12 protein-coding genes and 2 pseudogenes are annotated in these 14433 nt (G+C 75.0%); 9 read left to right on the top strand and 5 right to left on the bottom strand.

Annotated elements, in window-relative coordinates; genetic code table 11:
- Positions 1–697 (bottom strand): general stress protein (locus JZ5iCDA_RS05560; protein WP_139122969.1); only part of this gene is annotated, 697 nt, incomplete at its 3' end.
- A gap of 110 nt (positions 698–807) precedes the next feature.
- Here JZ5iCDA_RS05560 and JZ5iCDA_RS05565 point away from each other — a divergent pair.
- Both JZ5iCDA_RS05565 and JZ5iCDA_RS05570 read left to right on the top strand, forming a co-directional pair.
- Positions 808–2124: a magnesium transporter MgtE N-terminal domain-containing protein gene (locus JZ5iCDA_RS05565; RefSeq protein WP_069386260.1), complete on the top strand. Its 1317-nt coding sequence runs from the start codon at positions 808–810 to the stop codon at positions 2122–2124.
- Positions 2117–2629, top strand: coding sequence for a DUF1003 domain-containing protein (locus JZ5iCDA_RS05570; RefSeq protein WP_069386261.1), 513 nt, complete (start codon positions 2117–2119; stop codon positions 2627–2629). The genes JZ5iCDA_RS05565 and JZ5iCDA_RS05570 overlap by 8 nt, the downstream gene beginning before the upstream one ends.
- A 19-nt stretch (positions 2630–2648) precedes the next feature.
- On the opposite strand, the gene JZ5iCDA_RS05575 is transcribed toward JZ5iCDA_RS05570, so the two are convergent.
- A complete protein-coding gene (locus JZ5iCDA_RS05575; protein ID WP_069386262.1) occupies positions 2649–3446 on the bottom strand; it encodes a maleylpyruvate isomerase N-terminal domain-containing protein in 798 nt (265 codons plus the stop codon).
- 71 nt (positions 3447–3517) lie between these two features.
- On the opposite strand from JZ5iCDA_RS05575, the gene JZ5iCDA_RS05580 reads away from it, so the two are divergent.
- The 7 genes and pseudogenes from JZ5iCDA_RS05580 to galK form a co-directional block, all read left to right on the top strand.
- Positions 3518–4669: an Mrp/NBP35 family ATP-binding protein gene (locus JZ5iCDA_RS05580; protein WP_069386263.1), complete on the top strand. Its 1152-nt coding sequence runs from the start codon at positions 3518–3520 to the stop codon at positions 4667–4669.
- A 156-nt stretch (positions 4670–4825) separates the two neighbouring features.
- Complete coding sequence (locus JZ5iCDA_RS05585; protein WP_069386264.1) at positions 4826–5842, top strand: hypothetical protein; 1017 nt, start codon at positions 4826–4828, stop codon at positions 5840–5842.
- Entirely contained in the window at positions 5839–6657 is an 819-nt protein-coding gene (locus JZ5iCDA_RS05590; protein WP_083259702.1) for an ABC transporter ATP-binding protein, read from the top strand. Before JZ5iCDA_RS05585 ends, JZ5iCDA_RS05590 begins: the two co-directional genes overlap by 4 nt.
- On the top strand, positions 6654–7865 hold the full coding sequence (locus JZ5iCDA_RS05595; protein ID WP_069386265.1) for an ABC transporter permease: 1212 nt from the start codon (positions 6654–6656) through the stop codon (positions 7863–7865). The genes JZ5iCDA_RS05590 and JZ5iCDA_RS05595 overlap by 4 nt, the downstream gene beginning before the upstream one ends.
- A 90-nt stretch (positions 7866–7955) precedes the next feature.
- Positions 7956–8729 carry a DeoR/GlpR family DNA-binding transcription regulator gene (locus tag JZ5iCDA_RS05600; protein WP_069386266.1) on the top strand — a complete coding sequence of 258 codons (774 nt, stop codon included), beginning with the start codon at positions 7956–7958 and terminating at the stop codon, positions 8727–8729.
- A gap of 37 nt (positions 8730–8766) precedes the next feature.
- Positions 8767–9969 (top strand): annotated as a pseudogene (gene galT, locus JZ5iCDA_RS19625) (galactose-1-phosphate uridylyltransferase); the annotation flags it as partial.
- Positions 9970–10116: 147 nt separating this feature from the next.
- Positions 10117–11280 (top strand): annotated as a pseudogene (gene galK / locus JZ5iCDA_RS19355) (galactokinase); the annotation flags it as partial.
- 57 nt (positions 11281–11337) lie between these two features.
- On the opposite strand, the gene JZ5iCDA_RS05615 reads toward galK, so the two are convergent.
- The 3 genes from JZ5iCDA_RS05615 to glyA form a co-directional block, all read right to left on the bottom strand.
- On the bottom strand, positions 11338–12141 hold the full coding sequence (locus tag JZ5iCDA_RS05615; protein ID WP_069386267.1) for an exodeoxyribonuclease III: 804 nt from the start codon (positions 12139–12141) through the stop codon (positions 11338–11340).
- Between the two features lie 109 nt (positions 12142–12250).
- On the bottom strand, positions 12251–13132 hold the full coding sequence (locus JZ5iCDA_RS05620; protein ID WP_069386268.1) for a bifunctional methylenetetrahydrofolate dehydrogenase/methenyltetrahydrofolate cyclohydrolase: 882 nt from the start codon (positions 13130–13132) through the stop codon (positions 12251–12253).
- Positions 13129–14427 carry a serine hydroxymethyltransferase gene (gene glyA / locus JZ5iCDA_RS05625; RefSeq protein ID WP_069386269.1) on the bottom strand — a complete coding sequence of 433 codons (1299 nt, stop codon included), beginning with the start codon at positions 14425–14427 and terminating at the stop codon, positions 13129–13131. Before glyA ends, JZ5iCDA_RS05620 begins: the two co-directional genes overlap by 4 nt.
- Positions 14428–14433: the final 6 nt, after the last annotated feature.

The raw sequence follows: 14433 nt of genomic DNA on the forward strand, positions 1-14433 counted from the left end.
GTGCGGCCGGGTTCGCCGACGCGTCCGACGTCGGCCGCATCGCGCCGTAGCGCGGCTGGCCGGTGGGCGTCGTCCAGCGGGGGTCCGGGGTCCGTGCCGGCGGCGGGGTGGGCGCGCCCTGACCCGCCTGCGGGGCGGTCGGGGCGGGCGGCGTCTGCGGGGCCTGGGGCGTGCCCCACGTCGGGTTCGCGGGCGCGGCCGGCGTGCGGACCCCGCCCGCGCCGTCGGGCATGCGGGACAGCAGCTGGCGCGCCTCGCCCGCGCGCTCGGGCGCGCACAGGATCGCGTACGCCGAGGCGACGATCTGGCTCTGCGACGTGAAGTCGCGGCGGCCCTGCGTCAGCGCGTAGGACAGCACGGAGAACAGCAGGCCGAATCCGGCGCCGATGCCCAGGCCGGTGAGCACGTAGCCGCCCTGCTCGGAGAACATGAAGAGCAGCAGGCCCACGAACAGGCCGAACCAGGCGCCCGACGCCGCGCCCGCGAGCGCCACGCGGCCGTAGGTGAGGCGGCCGGTGACGCGCTCGACCATGCGCAGGTCGGTGCCGACGATGGTGACGACCTCGACGGCGAACTTGTTGTCCGACAGGTAGTCGACGGCCTTCTGGGCCTCGAGGTAGGTCCCGTAGGACGCGATCTCCTCGCCGCGCGGCGGCGTGGGCACACGGGGAGCGGCGTTCTGACGCGTCATGCTCATTCGCCCAGTCTGTCCTACTCCGCCCCGGGGCGCCACGGAGTGCCGCGGCCGGACGGCGCGCCGCCCGGACCGGCAGCGCGCCGCCGCTCGCGGGTGCGTAGGCTGACCGCGTGAGTGCTGCCACCACCGTCTTCGTCGCTCGGCTCGCGGGCACCGCCGTGTTCGACCCGATCGGGGACCAGGTCGGGCGGGTGCGGGACGTCGTCGTGCTGCTGCGGCCCAAGGGCGCGCCGCGCGCCGTGGGCCTCGTCGTCGAGGTGCCGGGACGGCGCCGGGTGTTCCTGCCCCTCACGCGCGTCACGAGCATCGACGCCGGGCAGGTGATCTCGACCGGCCTGGTGAACATGCGGCGCTTCGAGCAGCGGGCGCTCGAGTCGCTCGCGGTGAGCGAGCTCCTCGAGCGCCGCGTCGAGTTCGTCGACGGCAGCGGGTCGGGGACGGTCGAGGACCTCGCGATCGAGCGCCAGCGCACGGGCGACTGGCTCGTGACGAAGCTCTACGTGCGCCGGTCGGCCGAGCAGAAGGGCACGCTGCGGCTGCGCCGTCGCGGCGACGCGGTCGTCGTGGACGTCGACGCGGTCACGGGGCTCACCGGGACGTCGCAGGCGCAGGGCGCCGCGATGCTGCTCGCCGCCTACGACGAGCTCAAGCCGGCCGACCTCGCCGACGTCATCCACGACCTCGGCGAGACACGGCGCCTCGAGGTCGCGGGCGCGCTCGACAACGAGCGCCTGGCCGACGTGCTCGAGGAGCTGCCGGAGGACGACCAGGTCGCGATCCTGTCCGGCCTCGACACGGACCGCGCGGCCGACGTCCTCGGGGCCATGCAGCCCGACGACGCGGCCGACCTCCTGCACGAGCTTCCCGAGGCGCAGGCCGCGCAGCTCCTGGAGCTCATGGAGCCCGACGAGGCGCGCGACGTGCGACGGCTGCTCGCGTACGGCGAGGACACGGCGGGCGGCCTCATGACGACGGAGCCGGTCGTCCTGGGGCCGGAGACCCCGATCGCCGCCGCGCTCGCCCAGATCCGGCGCAAGGACCTCGCGCCCGCGCTCGCGTCCATGGTGTTCGTCGTGCGGCCGCCGCTCGAGACGCCGACAGGCCGGTTCCTCGGGGTCGCGCACTTCCAACGGCTGCTGCGCGAACCCCCGCACGCCGCCGTCGGGTCGGTGCTCGACACCGACGTGGAGGGTGTCGCGCCCGACGTGCCGCTCGGGCGCGTGACCCGCATCCTCGCGACGTACGACCTGCTGTGCGTGCCCGTGCTCGATCCGGAGCGCCGCCTGCTCGGGGCGATCAGCGTGGACGACGTGCTCGACCACATGCTCCCCGAGGACTGGCGCGAGACCGACGAGGTCGAGGTCGAACGACGGCCGGAGGACCCGCGCACCGGCGCTCCGGCCCGGACGGAGGTGACCCGTGGCTGACCGTCTCGACACGCCGAAGTCCGCCCGGCGCACGCTCCTGCCGCGCTACCGCGTCGACCAGGACGCGGTGGGCCGCGCGACCGAAGGCATTGCCCGGTTCCTCGGGACGCCGCGGTTCCTCGTCTACCTGACGGCGTTCTGCGCGGCCTGGATCCTCTGGAACTCGTGGGGCCCGGAGGGACTGCGGTTCGACTCCGCCGAGTTCGGGTTCACCGCCCTCACGCTCATGCTGTCGCTCCAGGCGTCGTACGCCGCGCCGCTCATCCTCCTCGCGCAGAACCGCCAGGACGACCGCGACCGCGTGACCGCCGAGCAGGACCGCCAGCGCGCCGAGCGCAACCTCGCGGACACCGAGTACCTCGCCCGCGAGATGGCGGCCCTGCGCCTGGCGCTCAACGAGGTGGCGACGCGCGACTTCGTCCGCTCCGAGATCCGCAACCTCCTCGAGGAGCTCGAGGAGAAGTCGGCGCGGCCGGCCGCCGACGAGGAGACTGCGCGCGACTGACCTCCGCGCGCGTCCCTCCCTACTGCGTCCCCTCGGCCGCGACCCGGCGGAGCCGGTCGACGAGCGACGGGTCGCCCTCGACGGTGAGCCCGTCGGTCCCGCCGCGGCCCCAGAGCCACAGGTCGAGCGCCCACGCCGGGCCGGCGACCTGGGCCGCGGTCGACCCGGGCAGGTCGACGATCTGGGCGGCGTCGAGGTCGTACGCCGTGCCCGACTCCGGCCCCGTCCCCGTGAAGCGGCCGAAGGCCAGCGTCCAGCTGCGCGGTGTCTCCCCCGGGCCGTCGACGGCGACGGAGATCGTCGCGCCGTCGGGCGTGAAGACGCCCCAGCCGGGCACGCCGTCCACCATGACGGACAGCACCTCGTCCACGCCGTCCGCCGCGACCTCGGCGTCGGCGGGCGTCACGTCCCGGCCCGCGGTCAGCTCGGCGTCGGCGCGGTGCACGAGCGCCTCGTGCGCCTGGCGTCGCAGCACCCAGCCCACGCGACGGCCCTCCTCGTGCCAGGACCAGCACGGCTCGTCCGGGTCGCGCCCGCGCAGCGCCGCGACCAGGCGGCTCGTCGAGCGCTGGAGCAGCGCCGGGAGCTCGGCGTCGGAGCCGGGGCGCGGGAGCGGCGGCACGTCGTCGCCCGCGAGCCCCTCGCCCGGCGCGGGCCCGACGACGCGCGCCCAGAAGTCCTGCACCTCCGCCAGGTGGTACAGGAGGTCCGCGCCCGTCCACTCGTGACAGGACGGCACGCGGGCGTCCGGCGGAGCGCTGCGCGCCGCGTCGCCGAACAGCTCGCTGTCGCGCTCGAGGGACTCCAGGGCGTCCATGCAGGCAACGTAGTACGGGGCTGAGACACCCGCCCGCCTTCCCGAGACACCCGCCCGCCTACGATGGACGCATGCCCGACGCCCCTACCGCCCCGCTCGAGCAGGCCGTCCGCGCGGCGCTCACCACGGTCCTCGACCCGGAGATCCGGCGCCCGGTCACGGACCTGGGCATGGTGCGCTCCGTCGCCGTGGGTCCTCCGGGCGCCGCGGGTGCGCCCGTCACCGTCGGCATCGACCTCACCGTCGCGACGTGCCCCATGCGCGACACGCTCGCGCGCGACGTCACGGCCGCCGTGCGCGCGGTCGACGGCGTGGGCGACGTCGCGGTGGATCTCGGCGTCATGACCGCGGAGCAGCGGGCGGAGCTGCGCACGATGCTGCGCGGGGGCGTCGGCGAGCCGGAGATCCCGTTCGCGAAGCCGGACTCCCTCACGCGTGTGTACGCGGTCGCTTCGGGCAAGGGCGGCGTCGGCAAGTCCTCGGTGACCGCCAACCTCGCCGTCGCGCTCGCCGCGGACGGGCTGTCCGTCGGCGTCGTGGACGCGGACATCTACGGGTTCTCGATCCCCCGCATGCTCGGCGTCGACCGCCAGCCCACGCGCGTCGACAACATGCTGCTGCCGCCCGTGTCCCACGGGGTCAAGGTCGTGTCGATCGGCATGTTCGTGCCCGCCGGTCAGCCGGTGGTCTGGCGCGGGCCGATGCTGCACCGGGCGCTCCAGCAGTTCCTCGCCGACGTGTACTGGGGAGACCTCGACGTCCTCCTGCTCGACCTCCCGCCCGGCACCGGCGACATCGCGATCTCCGTCGCCCAGCTCCTGCCCGGCAGCGAGATCGTCGTCGTCACGACGCCCCAGGTGGCCGCCGCCGAGGTCGCGGAGCGCGCCGGGTCCGTCGCGACGCAGACGCAGCAGGGCGTCGTCGGCGTGGTGGAGAACATGTCGTGGCTCGAGCAGCCCGACGGGTCCCGGCTCGAGCTGTTCGGCGCGGGCGGCGGCGAGCGCGTCGCGGCGAACCTGTCCCGCGCCGTCGGCACCGCGGTCCCCCTCCTCGGCCAGGTCCCGCTCGACGTGTCGTTGCGCGAGGCCGGCGACGGCGGCACCCCGGTGGTGCTCGCCGACCCGGAGTCGCCGGCCGCCGTCGCGCTGCGCGACGTCGCGCGCGGACTCTCCCGCCGCCCCCGCGGGCTCGCCGGCAGGTCGCTGGGCGTCACCGTCGTCTGACGCGAAGTTCATCCTGTCCCTTTTCTCCCGATCGGTGTAGTCTCCGGGCGACTCGCCAGGGGGACGGCCTTCACCGGCCGGTGACGGTGCCGCGACCGGCACCACCGTGCTCCGGGCGGACGCACCCGCACCGCCGCCCGTCCCCAGGAGCCCGCCGTGGGAATCACCCGCCGGATAGTCTTCCCCGCCCTGCGCCTCGTCGTGTGGGGGGTGATCGCGGTGTCGCTCGCCGTCATCGCCTTCCGCTCGGCGCCCGAGGCGCCCGCCGACCCGACCGTGCCGTCGGCGCAGCTCGTCGACCCGCAGGTCGCGGTGACGACCGCCGACGTCACGAACACCGTGACCGTCGCCGGCCAGGTCGTCGCGGACCCCGCGGCGCCGCAGAAGGTGACCCAGCGCGGCACCGTGACGGCGGTGCGCGCGAAGGTCGGCGACGTCGTCGACGCCGGTGCCCCGCTGCTCGAGGTGACGCTCACCGAGCCGCAGGAGCCGCTCGAGCGGACCGACCCGGAGACCGGGGAGGTGACCATCACCGAGCGGCGCCCGAAGGTCACGCGCGAGACCGTCACCGCGACGACGGGCGGCACGGTCGCGACGTTCACGGCGCTGGAGGACCAGGAGGTGGCCGTCGGCGACGACTTCGCGACGATCTCCCCCGGGACGCTCTCGGTGACCGGCAGCATGGTGGCCGAGCAGCAGTTCCGCCTCCTGCAGATCCCCGGCGAGGCGACGGTGACCGTCACGGGGGGGCCGGCGCCGTTCACGTGCACGAACCTGCGCATGGGCGCCGCGGCCGCCGCCGCGCCCGACGCCGAGGGCGGCGACCCCGCGGCTGCGGGCGGCACGACGTCCGCCGGCATCACGTGCGCGGTGCCGGGCGACGTCACCGTCTTCGCCGGGCTCGCCGCCGAGATGGAGATCACGGCCGGCACGGCGCAGGGGGCGCTCGTGCTCCCGGTCACGGCGGTCCTCGGCCGGGTGGAGCAGGGCAAGGTCTGGGTGGTCGGCGAGGACGGCGCGCCGGAGGAGCGCACCGTCACGCTCGGCCTCACGGACGGCACGGTCGTCCAGATCACCGAGGGGCTCGCGGAGGGCGACCAGGTGCTCGAGTTCGTGCCGGGCCAGGACGTCGCCCCGGCCGACGGCATGCCTGGCGAGGTCGTCGTCGGATGAGCCTCCTCGAGCTGCACGGCGTGACCCGGTCCGTGCTCCTGCCCGACGACCGCACGCTCGAGATCCTGCGCGGCGTCGACCTCGCGGTCGACGCCGGCGAGCACGTGGCCGTCGTGGGCCGTTCCGGGACGGGCAAGTCGACGCTGCTCAACATCCTCGGCCTGCTCGACGCGCCCACCGACGGCGAGTACCTCCTCGACGGCGTCCCCATCGGCCGGCTGTCCGGCCGCGCCCGGGCGCGGCGCCGGGGCACGGACTTCGGTTTCGTGTTCCAGCAGTTCAACCTCCTGCAGGGGCGCACGGCGCTGGAGAACGTCGTCGCCCCGCTGCTGTACGCGCGTGGGCGCCAGTTCTGGCAGCGCCGGACGCTGGCGGCCGAGATGCTCGAGCGCGTCGGCCTCGGCGACCGGCTCGACACGCGCCCGGAGAAGCTGTCGGGCGGCGAGCAGCAGCGCGTCGCCATCGCCCGTGCCCTCGTGCGCGTCCCGCGCGTGATCCTCGCCGACGAGCCGACGGGCGCGCTCGACGTCGACACCGGCGCCGAGGTGATGGACCTGCTCGACACCATCGCCCGGGAGAACGGGTCCGCGCTCGTCGCGATCACGCACGACCTCGCCGTCGCGTCGCGCGCCGCGCGCCAGTTCCGCCTCGCCGACGGCGTGCTCACCCCCATCTCGGTCAGCGCCCGCAGCGCGGGGTCGCTCGCGGCGCTCGGCCCGGCGTCGTCCGGCCCGGGCGGCGACGACCACCAGGCCGAGCACGTCGCCCGCACGCTCGTCGGGCCCGTGCCCGCCGCCCAGGGCGGCGCGGCATGACCGGCGTCGTCGGGGCCGTGCTGGAGGCGTGGGACGAACTGCGGATCCACAAGGTCCGGGTGCTCCTGGCCCTGATCGGTGTCGCCGTCGCCGTGTGCGCCATCACCGCGATCTCCGCCGCGGGCGAGATGCTGCGCCAGGTGTCCGCCGAGCAGCAGGAGCGCTGGGGAGGCCGGCCCGCCACGCTCCAGGTGACGGCGTGGCCGACGGGCGAGGGCGGGTCCGTGCTGCCCGCCCCCGAGGAGTACGAGCGGGTGTTCGACGAGATCGTCGAGCGGTACGACGTCGAGCACACGTCGATGCTGCGCCCCTCTCCCGCGCCCGTGCGGTTCCCCGACGGGACGCGCGAGGTCCAGACCCAGGGCGTCGACGTCGACTGGGCGACGATGCACCGCTTCACCGTCGAGTCCGGGCGCTGGTTCGACGAGTCGGACGGCGAGCGCCTGTCGCCCGCCCTCGTCGTCAACCAGGCGTTCCTCGACGCCCTCGGCGGCGTGCGCGTCGCCGACCACCCGACGGTGACGATCGGCGGCGACAACCCGGTCGTCGCGACGGTGATCGGCTCCTACCCGAACCAGTGGGAGGACGAGGAGCCCACCGCCTACGCGCTGGTCGAGGCGCAGGGCACGTGGGTCACTCCCGAGGCGCTCGAGATGTACGGGCCGCCCATGCTCGAGCTGTGGGTGCCCGACGAGCTCGCCGACGGGCTCACCGAGGCGATCCGGCGCGACGTCGCCGGGGCCCTCGCCGGCGTGCAGGCCGACGTCTTTCGGCTCGACTCCCCGGGGCAGGGCGTCGTCGACGGGGCGATCCGGTGGGTCGTGCTCGGCGTGAGCGCGATCGCGCTCCTGCTCGGCGGGCTCGGGCTCGTGAACATCGCGCTCGTGACGGTGCGGTACCGCATCCGGGAGATCGGCATCCGCCGCAGCTTCGGCGCGAGCTCGGGCCGCGTGTTCTTCTCCGTCCTCATGGAGAGCGTCGTCGCGACCGTCGTCGCGGGCGCGGTCGGCGTGACCGTCGCGATCGTCGCGCTCCACAACGTCCCGCTCGACGCGCTCATGGGCTCGCCCGTGCAGGACCGGCCCGGCTTCCCCGTGTCCGCCGCGGTGACCGGCATGCTCGCCGCGGTGGGCGTGGGCGCGCTCGCCGGGCTCCTGCCGGCGCTCGTCGCCGTGCGCGTGAAGGTGATCGACGCGATCCGGTACTGAACCGGAGCGGGGCGCACCCGCACCGTCGGGCATGTTCAGTCGTGTTCGATCATGTTGGATTTTCCGGCGGCCCTGCACGATACTGTCGGCATGCTCGCAACGCAGCGCCAGGAGCGGATCCTCGCCCAGATCCGCGACACGGGCGCGGTCCGCATCGGCGACCTGACCCGCGACCTCGGCGTCTCGGACATGACGATCCGCCGCGACCTCCTGGAGCTCGCCGAGCAGGGCCTGGTGCGCAAGGTCCACGGGGGCGCCGTCGCGCCCCACACGACCGTGCACGAGCCGGGCTTCGCCGCCAAGAGCTCGCGCGAGGCGGGCGAGAAGCGCGCGATCGCCGAGGCCGCCGCGCGGCTCATCGCCCCGAGCTCGTCGATCGCGCTCAGCGCGGGCACGACGACGCACCTGCTCGCCGCGCAGATCGCGGCCAGCCCGGCGCTGCGCCCGCTGACCGTCGTCACGAACTCGCTGCCCGTGGCCGAGTCCCTGCACCGGGCGAACGACCCCCGCCTCGAGACCATCCTCACGGGCGGCTCGCGCACGCCGTCGGACGCGCTCGTCGGCCCGCTGGCCGAGGCGTCGCTCGCCGGGCTGCGCGTCGACCAGACCTTCCTCGGTGCCCACGGCCTCGATCCCGACGTCGGCCTCACCACCCCGAACGTCGACGAGGCCGCGACGAACCGCGCGCTCATCGACGCCGCCGGCCGCACCGTCGTCCTCGCCGACCACACGAAGTGGCACACGACCGGCCTGCGCGTCTTCGCGACGTTCGCGGACGTCGACGTGCTCGTCACCGACGCCGCCCTGCCCCGCGACGAGCAGGACCGCGTGCGCGACCTCGTCGAACAGCTCGTCATCGCCTGACCCACCGACCGACCTCCGGAACGGACTGCACCCCCGCATGAACCAGCACCTGCGCCGCACCGCGTCGCACCTCGCCGACGGCCGAGAGATCGTCTACTTCGACGACTCCCCCGAGTACGTCTCGGGCGAGCGCACCCGCCGCCTCGACGACCCACGCCCGCTCCCGGACCGGTTCGCCCCGGTCCCCGGGCCGGACGGCGTCGAGCGCCCCTACGCCGGCCCGGAGATGCGCCTCGACCCGCTGACGGGCGACTGGGTGCCCATGGCGGCGCACCGCATGAACCGCACGTTCCTGCCCGCCGCGGACTCGTGCCCGCTGTGCCCCGCGCGGCCCGGTGCCGCCTACTCCGACGGCGAGGTCCCCGACACGGACTACGACGTCGTCGTCTTCGAGAACCGCTTCCCGTCGCTCCAGCGCGTCCCCGGCGTGCCGGACGAGCGCGTGCAGGACGCGCCCCTGCAGGTCCACGGTCCCGCCGCCGGCCGCTGCGAGGTCGTGTGCTTCTCGAGCGACCACCACACCTCGTTCGGCGCGCTCCCGCCGCAGCGCGTGCGCACGATCATCGACGCCTGGGCGGACCGCACGGCCGCGCTCGGCGCGCTGCCCGGCGTCGAGCAGGTGTTCTGCTTCGAGAACCGCGGCCAGGAGATCGGCGTCACGCTGCACCACCCGCACGGGCAGATCTACGGCTACCCGTACGTGACGCCGCGCACCCGCGCGATGCTCGCCCAGGCCCGCGCGCACCACGAGCGCACCGGCCGCAACCTCCTGCGCGACGTCCTCGACTCCGAGCTCGCAGATGGTCGCCGCGTCGTGCTCGAGACCGAGCACTGGGTCGCCTACGTACCGTACGCGGCGCGCTGGCCCGTCGAGGTCCACCTCGCCCCGCGCCGCGACGTGCCGGACCTGCCGGCGCTCACCGACGCCGAGCGCGACGACCTCGCGGTCACGTACCTCGAGCTGCTGCGCCGCCTCGACCACTTCTTCGAGGACGCGGACGGCAACCCCATCCCCCTGCCGTACATCGCGGCGTGGCACCAGGCCCCCGCGCACGAGGGCCGCTCGGTCGCGGACGGCGGCACGGACGACGTCACGCTCGCGCGCCTGCACCTGCAGGTCTTCTCCGTGCTGCGCGCGCCCGGGAAGCTCAAGTACCTCGCCGGGTCGGAGTCCGGCATGGGCGCGTGGATCAGCGACACCACGCCCGAGCGGATCGCCGCGCGCCTGCAGGAGCTCGCGCCCGCGGGTGCTGCGCGCGGATGGGTGCCCGCGTGGTCGACGGACGCCGGCGCGACGCGCGCCCGCGCCGTGTTCGCGGACGCCTTCGGGGCGGACGCCGCGGGTCAGGACGCCGACGACGCCGGCGCGGGCACCGACTCCCCGGTGCTCGTGTGGAGCGCGCCCGGGCGCGTCAACCTCATCGGCGAGCACACCGACTACAACGCCGGCCTGTGCCTGCCGATCGCGCTCCCTCACCGCACGTACGTCGCGCTGCGCCCCCGCACCGACTCCCGCGTGCGCCTCGCGTCCGCGCAGGCGCCGGGCGAGGTCTGGGAGGCCGGGCTCGAGGACGTCGCCCCGGGGGCCGTGACCGGCTGGGGCACGTACGTCGCCGGGGTCGCGTGGGCGCTGCGCGAGCAGCTCGGCGACCAGGCCGCGGGCATCACCGGCTTCGACGCGGCGGTCGACTCGTGCGTCCCGTTCGGCGCGGGCCTGTCGTCGTCCGCGGCGCTCGAGTGCGCGGTCGCCGTCGCGCTCGACGACGTCGCGGGCCTCGGCCTCGCCGGCTCGGACGCCGGCCGCGCCGCCCTCGCCGCGGCGTGCATCCGGGCCGAGAACGAGATCGCGGGCGCCCCCACGGGCGGCATGGACCAGTCGGCGTCGCTGCGCGCCCAGGTCGGCCACGCGCTGCTGCTCGACTGCCGTCCGGGGCTCGACCCGACGGAGGCCGTGGAGCAGGTGCCGTTCGACCTCGAGGCCGCCGGCCTCGCCGTGCTCGTCATGGACACGCGCGCCGAGCACCAGCTCGTCGACGGGCAGTACGCCCAGCGCCGCGACACGTGCGAGGCCGCGGCGCACACGCTCGGGCTGTCCTCGCTGCGCGAGCTGGCCGACACGGTCGCCGCGTCGGACGACCCGGCGGGCGCGCTCGACGTCGCGCTCGACAAGCTGCCCGACGACGTCTCGCGCCGTCGCGTGCGCCACGTCGTCACCGAGGTCGGCCGGGTGCGCGAGCTCGTCGCGCTGCTGCGCGAGGGCCGCGTCGACGAGATCGGCCCCGCGATGAACGCCTCGCACGCGTCGCTGCGCGACGACTACGAGGTGTCGAGCGTCGAGCTCGACGTCGCCGTGGAGGCCGCGCGCGTCGCCGGCGCGCTGGGCGCCCGCATGACGGGCGGCGGGTTCGGCGGTTCGGCCATCGCGCTCGTCGCGGCGGACCAGGCCGAGGCCGTGGCCGACGCCGTCCGCGCGGCCTTCGAGCGCGAGGGCTTCGGCGCCCCGGGCTTCCTCCTCGCCGTCCCCTCGGCACCCGCGGCCGCCGTCGTCTGAGGCATATGACAGCCGCCCCTCCGGTCGGGACCGGAGGGGCGGCTGTCTCGTTCGTGGTCAGACGTCGTACGTCACCACGAGCGGCGCGTGGTCGCTCCACCGCTCGGTGTGCGACGGCGCCCGGTCGACCTCGACCTTGACCGCGCGCTCGGCGAGGGCGGGCGTCGCGAGCTGGTAGTCGATGCGCCAGCCGGAGTCGTTGTCGAACGCGCGTCCGCGCCACGACCACCACGTGAACGGGCCGGGGCCCTCGCCGCCGTGCACGCGGCCGAGGTCGACGAGGCCGACGTCGTCGAGCCACGTGTCGACGTAGGCGCGCTCCTCGGGCAGGAAGCCGGCGCTCTTGAGGTTGCCCTTCCAGTTCTTGATGTCGGCGTTGCGGTGGGCGATGTTGAGGTCGCCCGCGAGGACGGCGAGGCGGCCGTCGGTCGTGAGCTCGCGCAGGCGCGCCGTGACCTTCTCCAGGTAGGCGTACTTCTGCACCATCGTCTCGGGCTGGGACACGGTGCCGGAGTGGATGTAGGCGGACACGACGGTGACGACCGTCCCGTCGGGCAGCTCGACGTCGGCCTCGACCCAGCGCCCGGTGTCGACCGGCGACTCCGGCTCGCCCGCGCCGAGCCCGACGCGCACGGCGTGCACGGGGAGGCGCGAGGCGACCGCGACGCCGGCGCGGCCCTTGATGTCGCACGCCTGGTGCGCGATGTGCCACCCGTCGAGCAGCTCGTGCACGACGGAGTCGGGCGCGCGCACCTCCTGGAGCAGCAGCACGTCGGGGGTGCGGGAGGCGATCCACGCGTCCATGCCCCGGCGGACAGCGGCGCGGATCCCGTTCACGTTGGCGGTGGCGATCGTCAGCACCGGGACATCCCATCATGGCCCGCCCACGCCGTGGGCACCGCGGGACCGGGCGGGACGGGGGCGCCGCTCACGTCGGCGACGCCACCGTCCCGGCCGGCCGGGCGCTCGCTCAGGCGAGCGCGCGCTCCGCGGTGTCGACGACGTTCGCGAGCAGCATGGCGCGCGTCATCGGGCCGACGCCGCCGGGGTTGGGCGAGAGCCAGCCCGCGACCTCGGCGACGGCAGGGTCGACGTCGCCGCGCAGGCGCGCCTTCCCGGTCTCGGGCTCGACGACGCGGCTCACGCCGACGTCGAGCACGACAGCGCCCGGCTTGACGTGCTCGGGCTTGACGAAGCCTGCGACGCCCGCCGCGGCGACGATCACGTCGGCGCCGCGCAGGTGCTGGACGACGTCGCGCGTGCCCGTGTGGGTCAGCGTGACGGTCGCGTTGATGTCGCGGCGCGTGAGGAGCAGCCCGATGGACCGGCCCACGGTCGTGCCGCGCCCGACGACGACGACGTCCTTGCCCGCGAGGTCGATGCCGTGCCGCTGCACGAGCTCGACGATGCCCGCCGGGGTGCACGGCAGCGGCGACGTGATCGGCTCGTTGACGCGCAGCACGAGGCGCCCGAGGTTCGTCGGGTGCAGGCCGTCGGCGTCCTTGGCCGGGTCGATGCGCTCGAGCACGGCGTTCGTGTCGACGCCCTTCGGCAGCGGGAGCTGCACGATGTAGCCGGTGCACGCCGGGTCGGCGTTGAGGCGGTCGATCGCGGCCTCGACGTCGGCCTGCGTCGCGTCCGCGGGCAGGTCCTCGCGGATCGACGCGATCCCGACCTCCGCGCAGTCGCGGTGCTTGCCGGCGACGTAGGACACCGAGCCCGGGTCCTCCCCGACGAGCACCGTGCCCAGCCCCGGGACGACGCCCCGCTCGCGCAGGGCGGCGACGCGGTCCCGGAGCTCGGCCTTGATGGTGGCCGCGGTGGCCTTGCCGTCGAGGACCTGAGCGGTCACTGCTGGAGGCCCGGGTAGAGCGGGAAGTCGGCCGTGAGCTTCTCGACGCGGCCGCGCAGCGCCTCGACGTCCGCCGCCGAGCCGTCGCGGAGCGCGGTCGCGATGATCTCGGCGACCTCGGTGAACTCGGCGTCGCCGAACCCGCGGGTCGCGAGCGCGGGCGTGCCGATGCGCAGGCCGGACGTCACGCGCGGCGGGCGCGGGTCGAACGGGACGGCGTTGCGGTTCACGGTGATGCCGACCTCGTGCAGGAGGTCCTCGGCCTGCTGGCCGTCGAGCGCGCTGTGGCGCAGGTCGACGAGCACGAGGTGGACGTCGGTGCCCCCCGTGAGGACGGAGACGCCGGCCTCGGCCACGTCGGCCTGGGCGAGACGGTCGGCGATGATGCTCGCGCCGCGCAGCGTGCGCTCCTGGCGGTCCCGGAAGTCGTCGGAGCCGGCGATCTTGAACGACACGGCCTTCGCCGCGACCACGTGCATGAGCGGACCGCCCTGCTGGCCCGGGAACACGGCGGAGTCGATCTTCTTGGCGTACTCCTCCTTGCTGAGGATGAAGCCCGAGCGCGGGCCGCCGATCGTCTTGTGCACGGTCGAGGAGACGACGTCGGCGTGCGGGACGGGCGACGGGTGCAGGCCCGCGGCCACGAGGCCCGCGAAGTGCGCCATGTCGACCCAGAGCTTGGCGCCGACCTCGTCGGCGACCTCGCGGAACGCGGCGAAGTCGAGGTGGCGCGGGTACGCGGACCAGCCGGCGATGATGACGTCGGGACGCGTCTCGAGCGCCTGCTTGCGCACCTCGTCCATCTCGATGCGGTACGTCTGCGCGTCCACCCCGTAGGCGGCGACGTCGTAGAGCTTGCCGGAGAAGTTGATCTTCATGCCGTGCGTGAGGTGGCCGCCGTGGGCCAGCTCGAGGCCGAGGATCTTGTCGCCCTTGTTGATGAGCGCGTGCAGCACGGCCGCGTTCGCAGTCGCGCCGGAGTGCGGCTGGACGTTCGCGTGCTCGGCGCCGAACAGCTCCTTGGCACGGGCGATGGCGAGGCTCTCGGCGACGTCGACCTGCTCGCAGCCGCCGTAGTACCGGCGGCCCGGGTAGCCCTCGGCGTACTTGTTGGTGAGCACCGAGCCCTGCGCCTGCAGCACCGCGCGCGGCACGAAGTTCTCCGACGCGATCATCTCGAGCGTGTCGCGCTGACGCGCGAGCTCCCCGTCGAGGACGGCGGCGATCTCCGGGTCGAGCTCGGCGAGCGGGGCGTCGAGGACGTTCTGGACTGGGCTGTCGGGCTGGGCGCTCATGGCGTC

This window comes from Cellulosimicrobium cellulans (assembly GCF_001722485.1).
GTDB classification, from domain to species: domain Bacteria; phylum Actinomycetota; class Actinomycetes; order Actinomycetales; family Cellulomonadaceae; genus Cellulosimicrobium; species Cellulosimicrobium cellulans_A.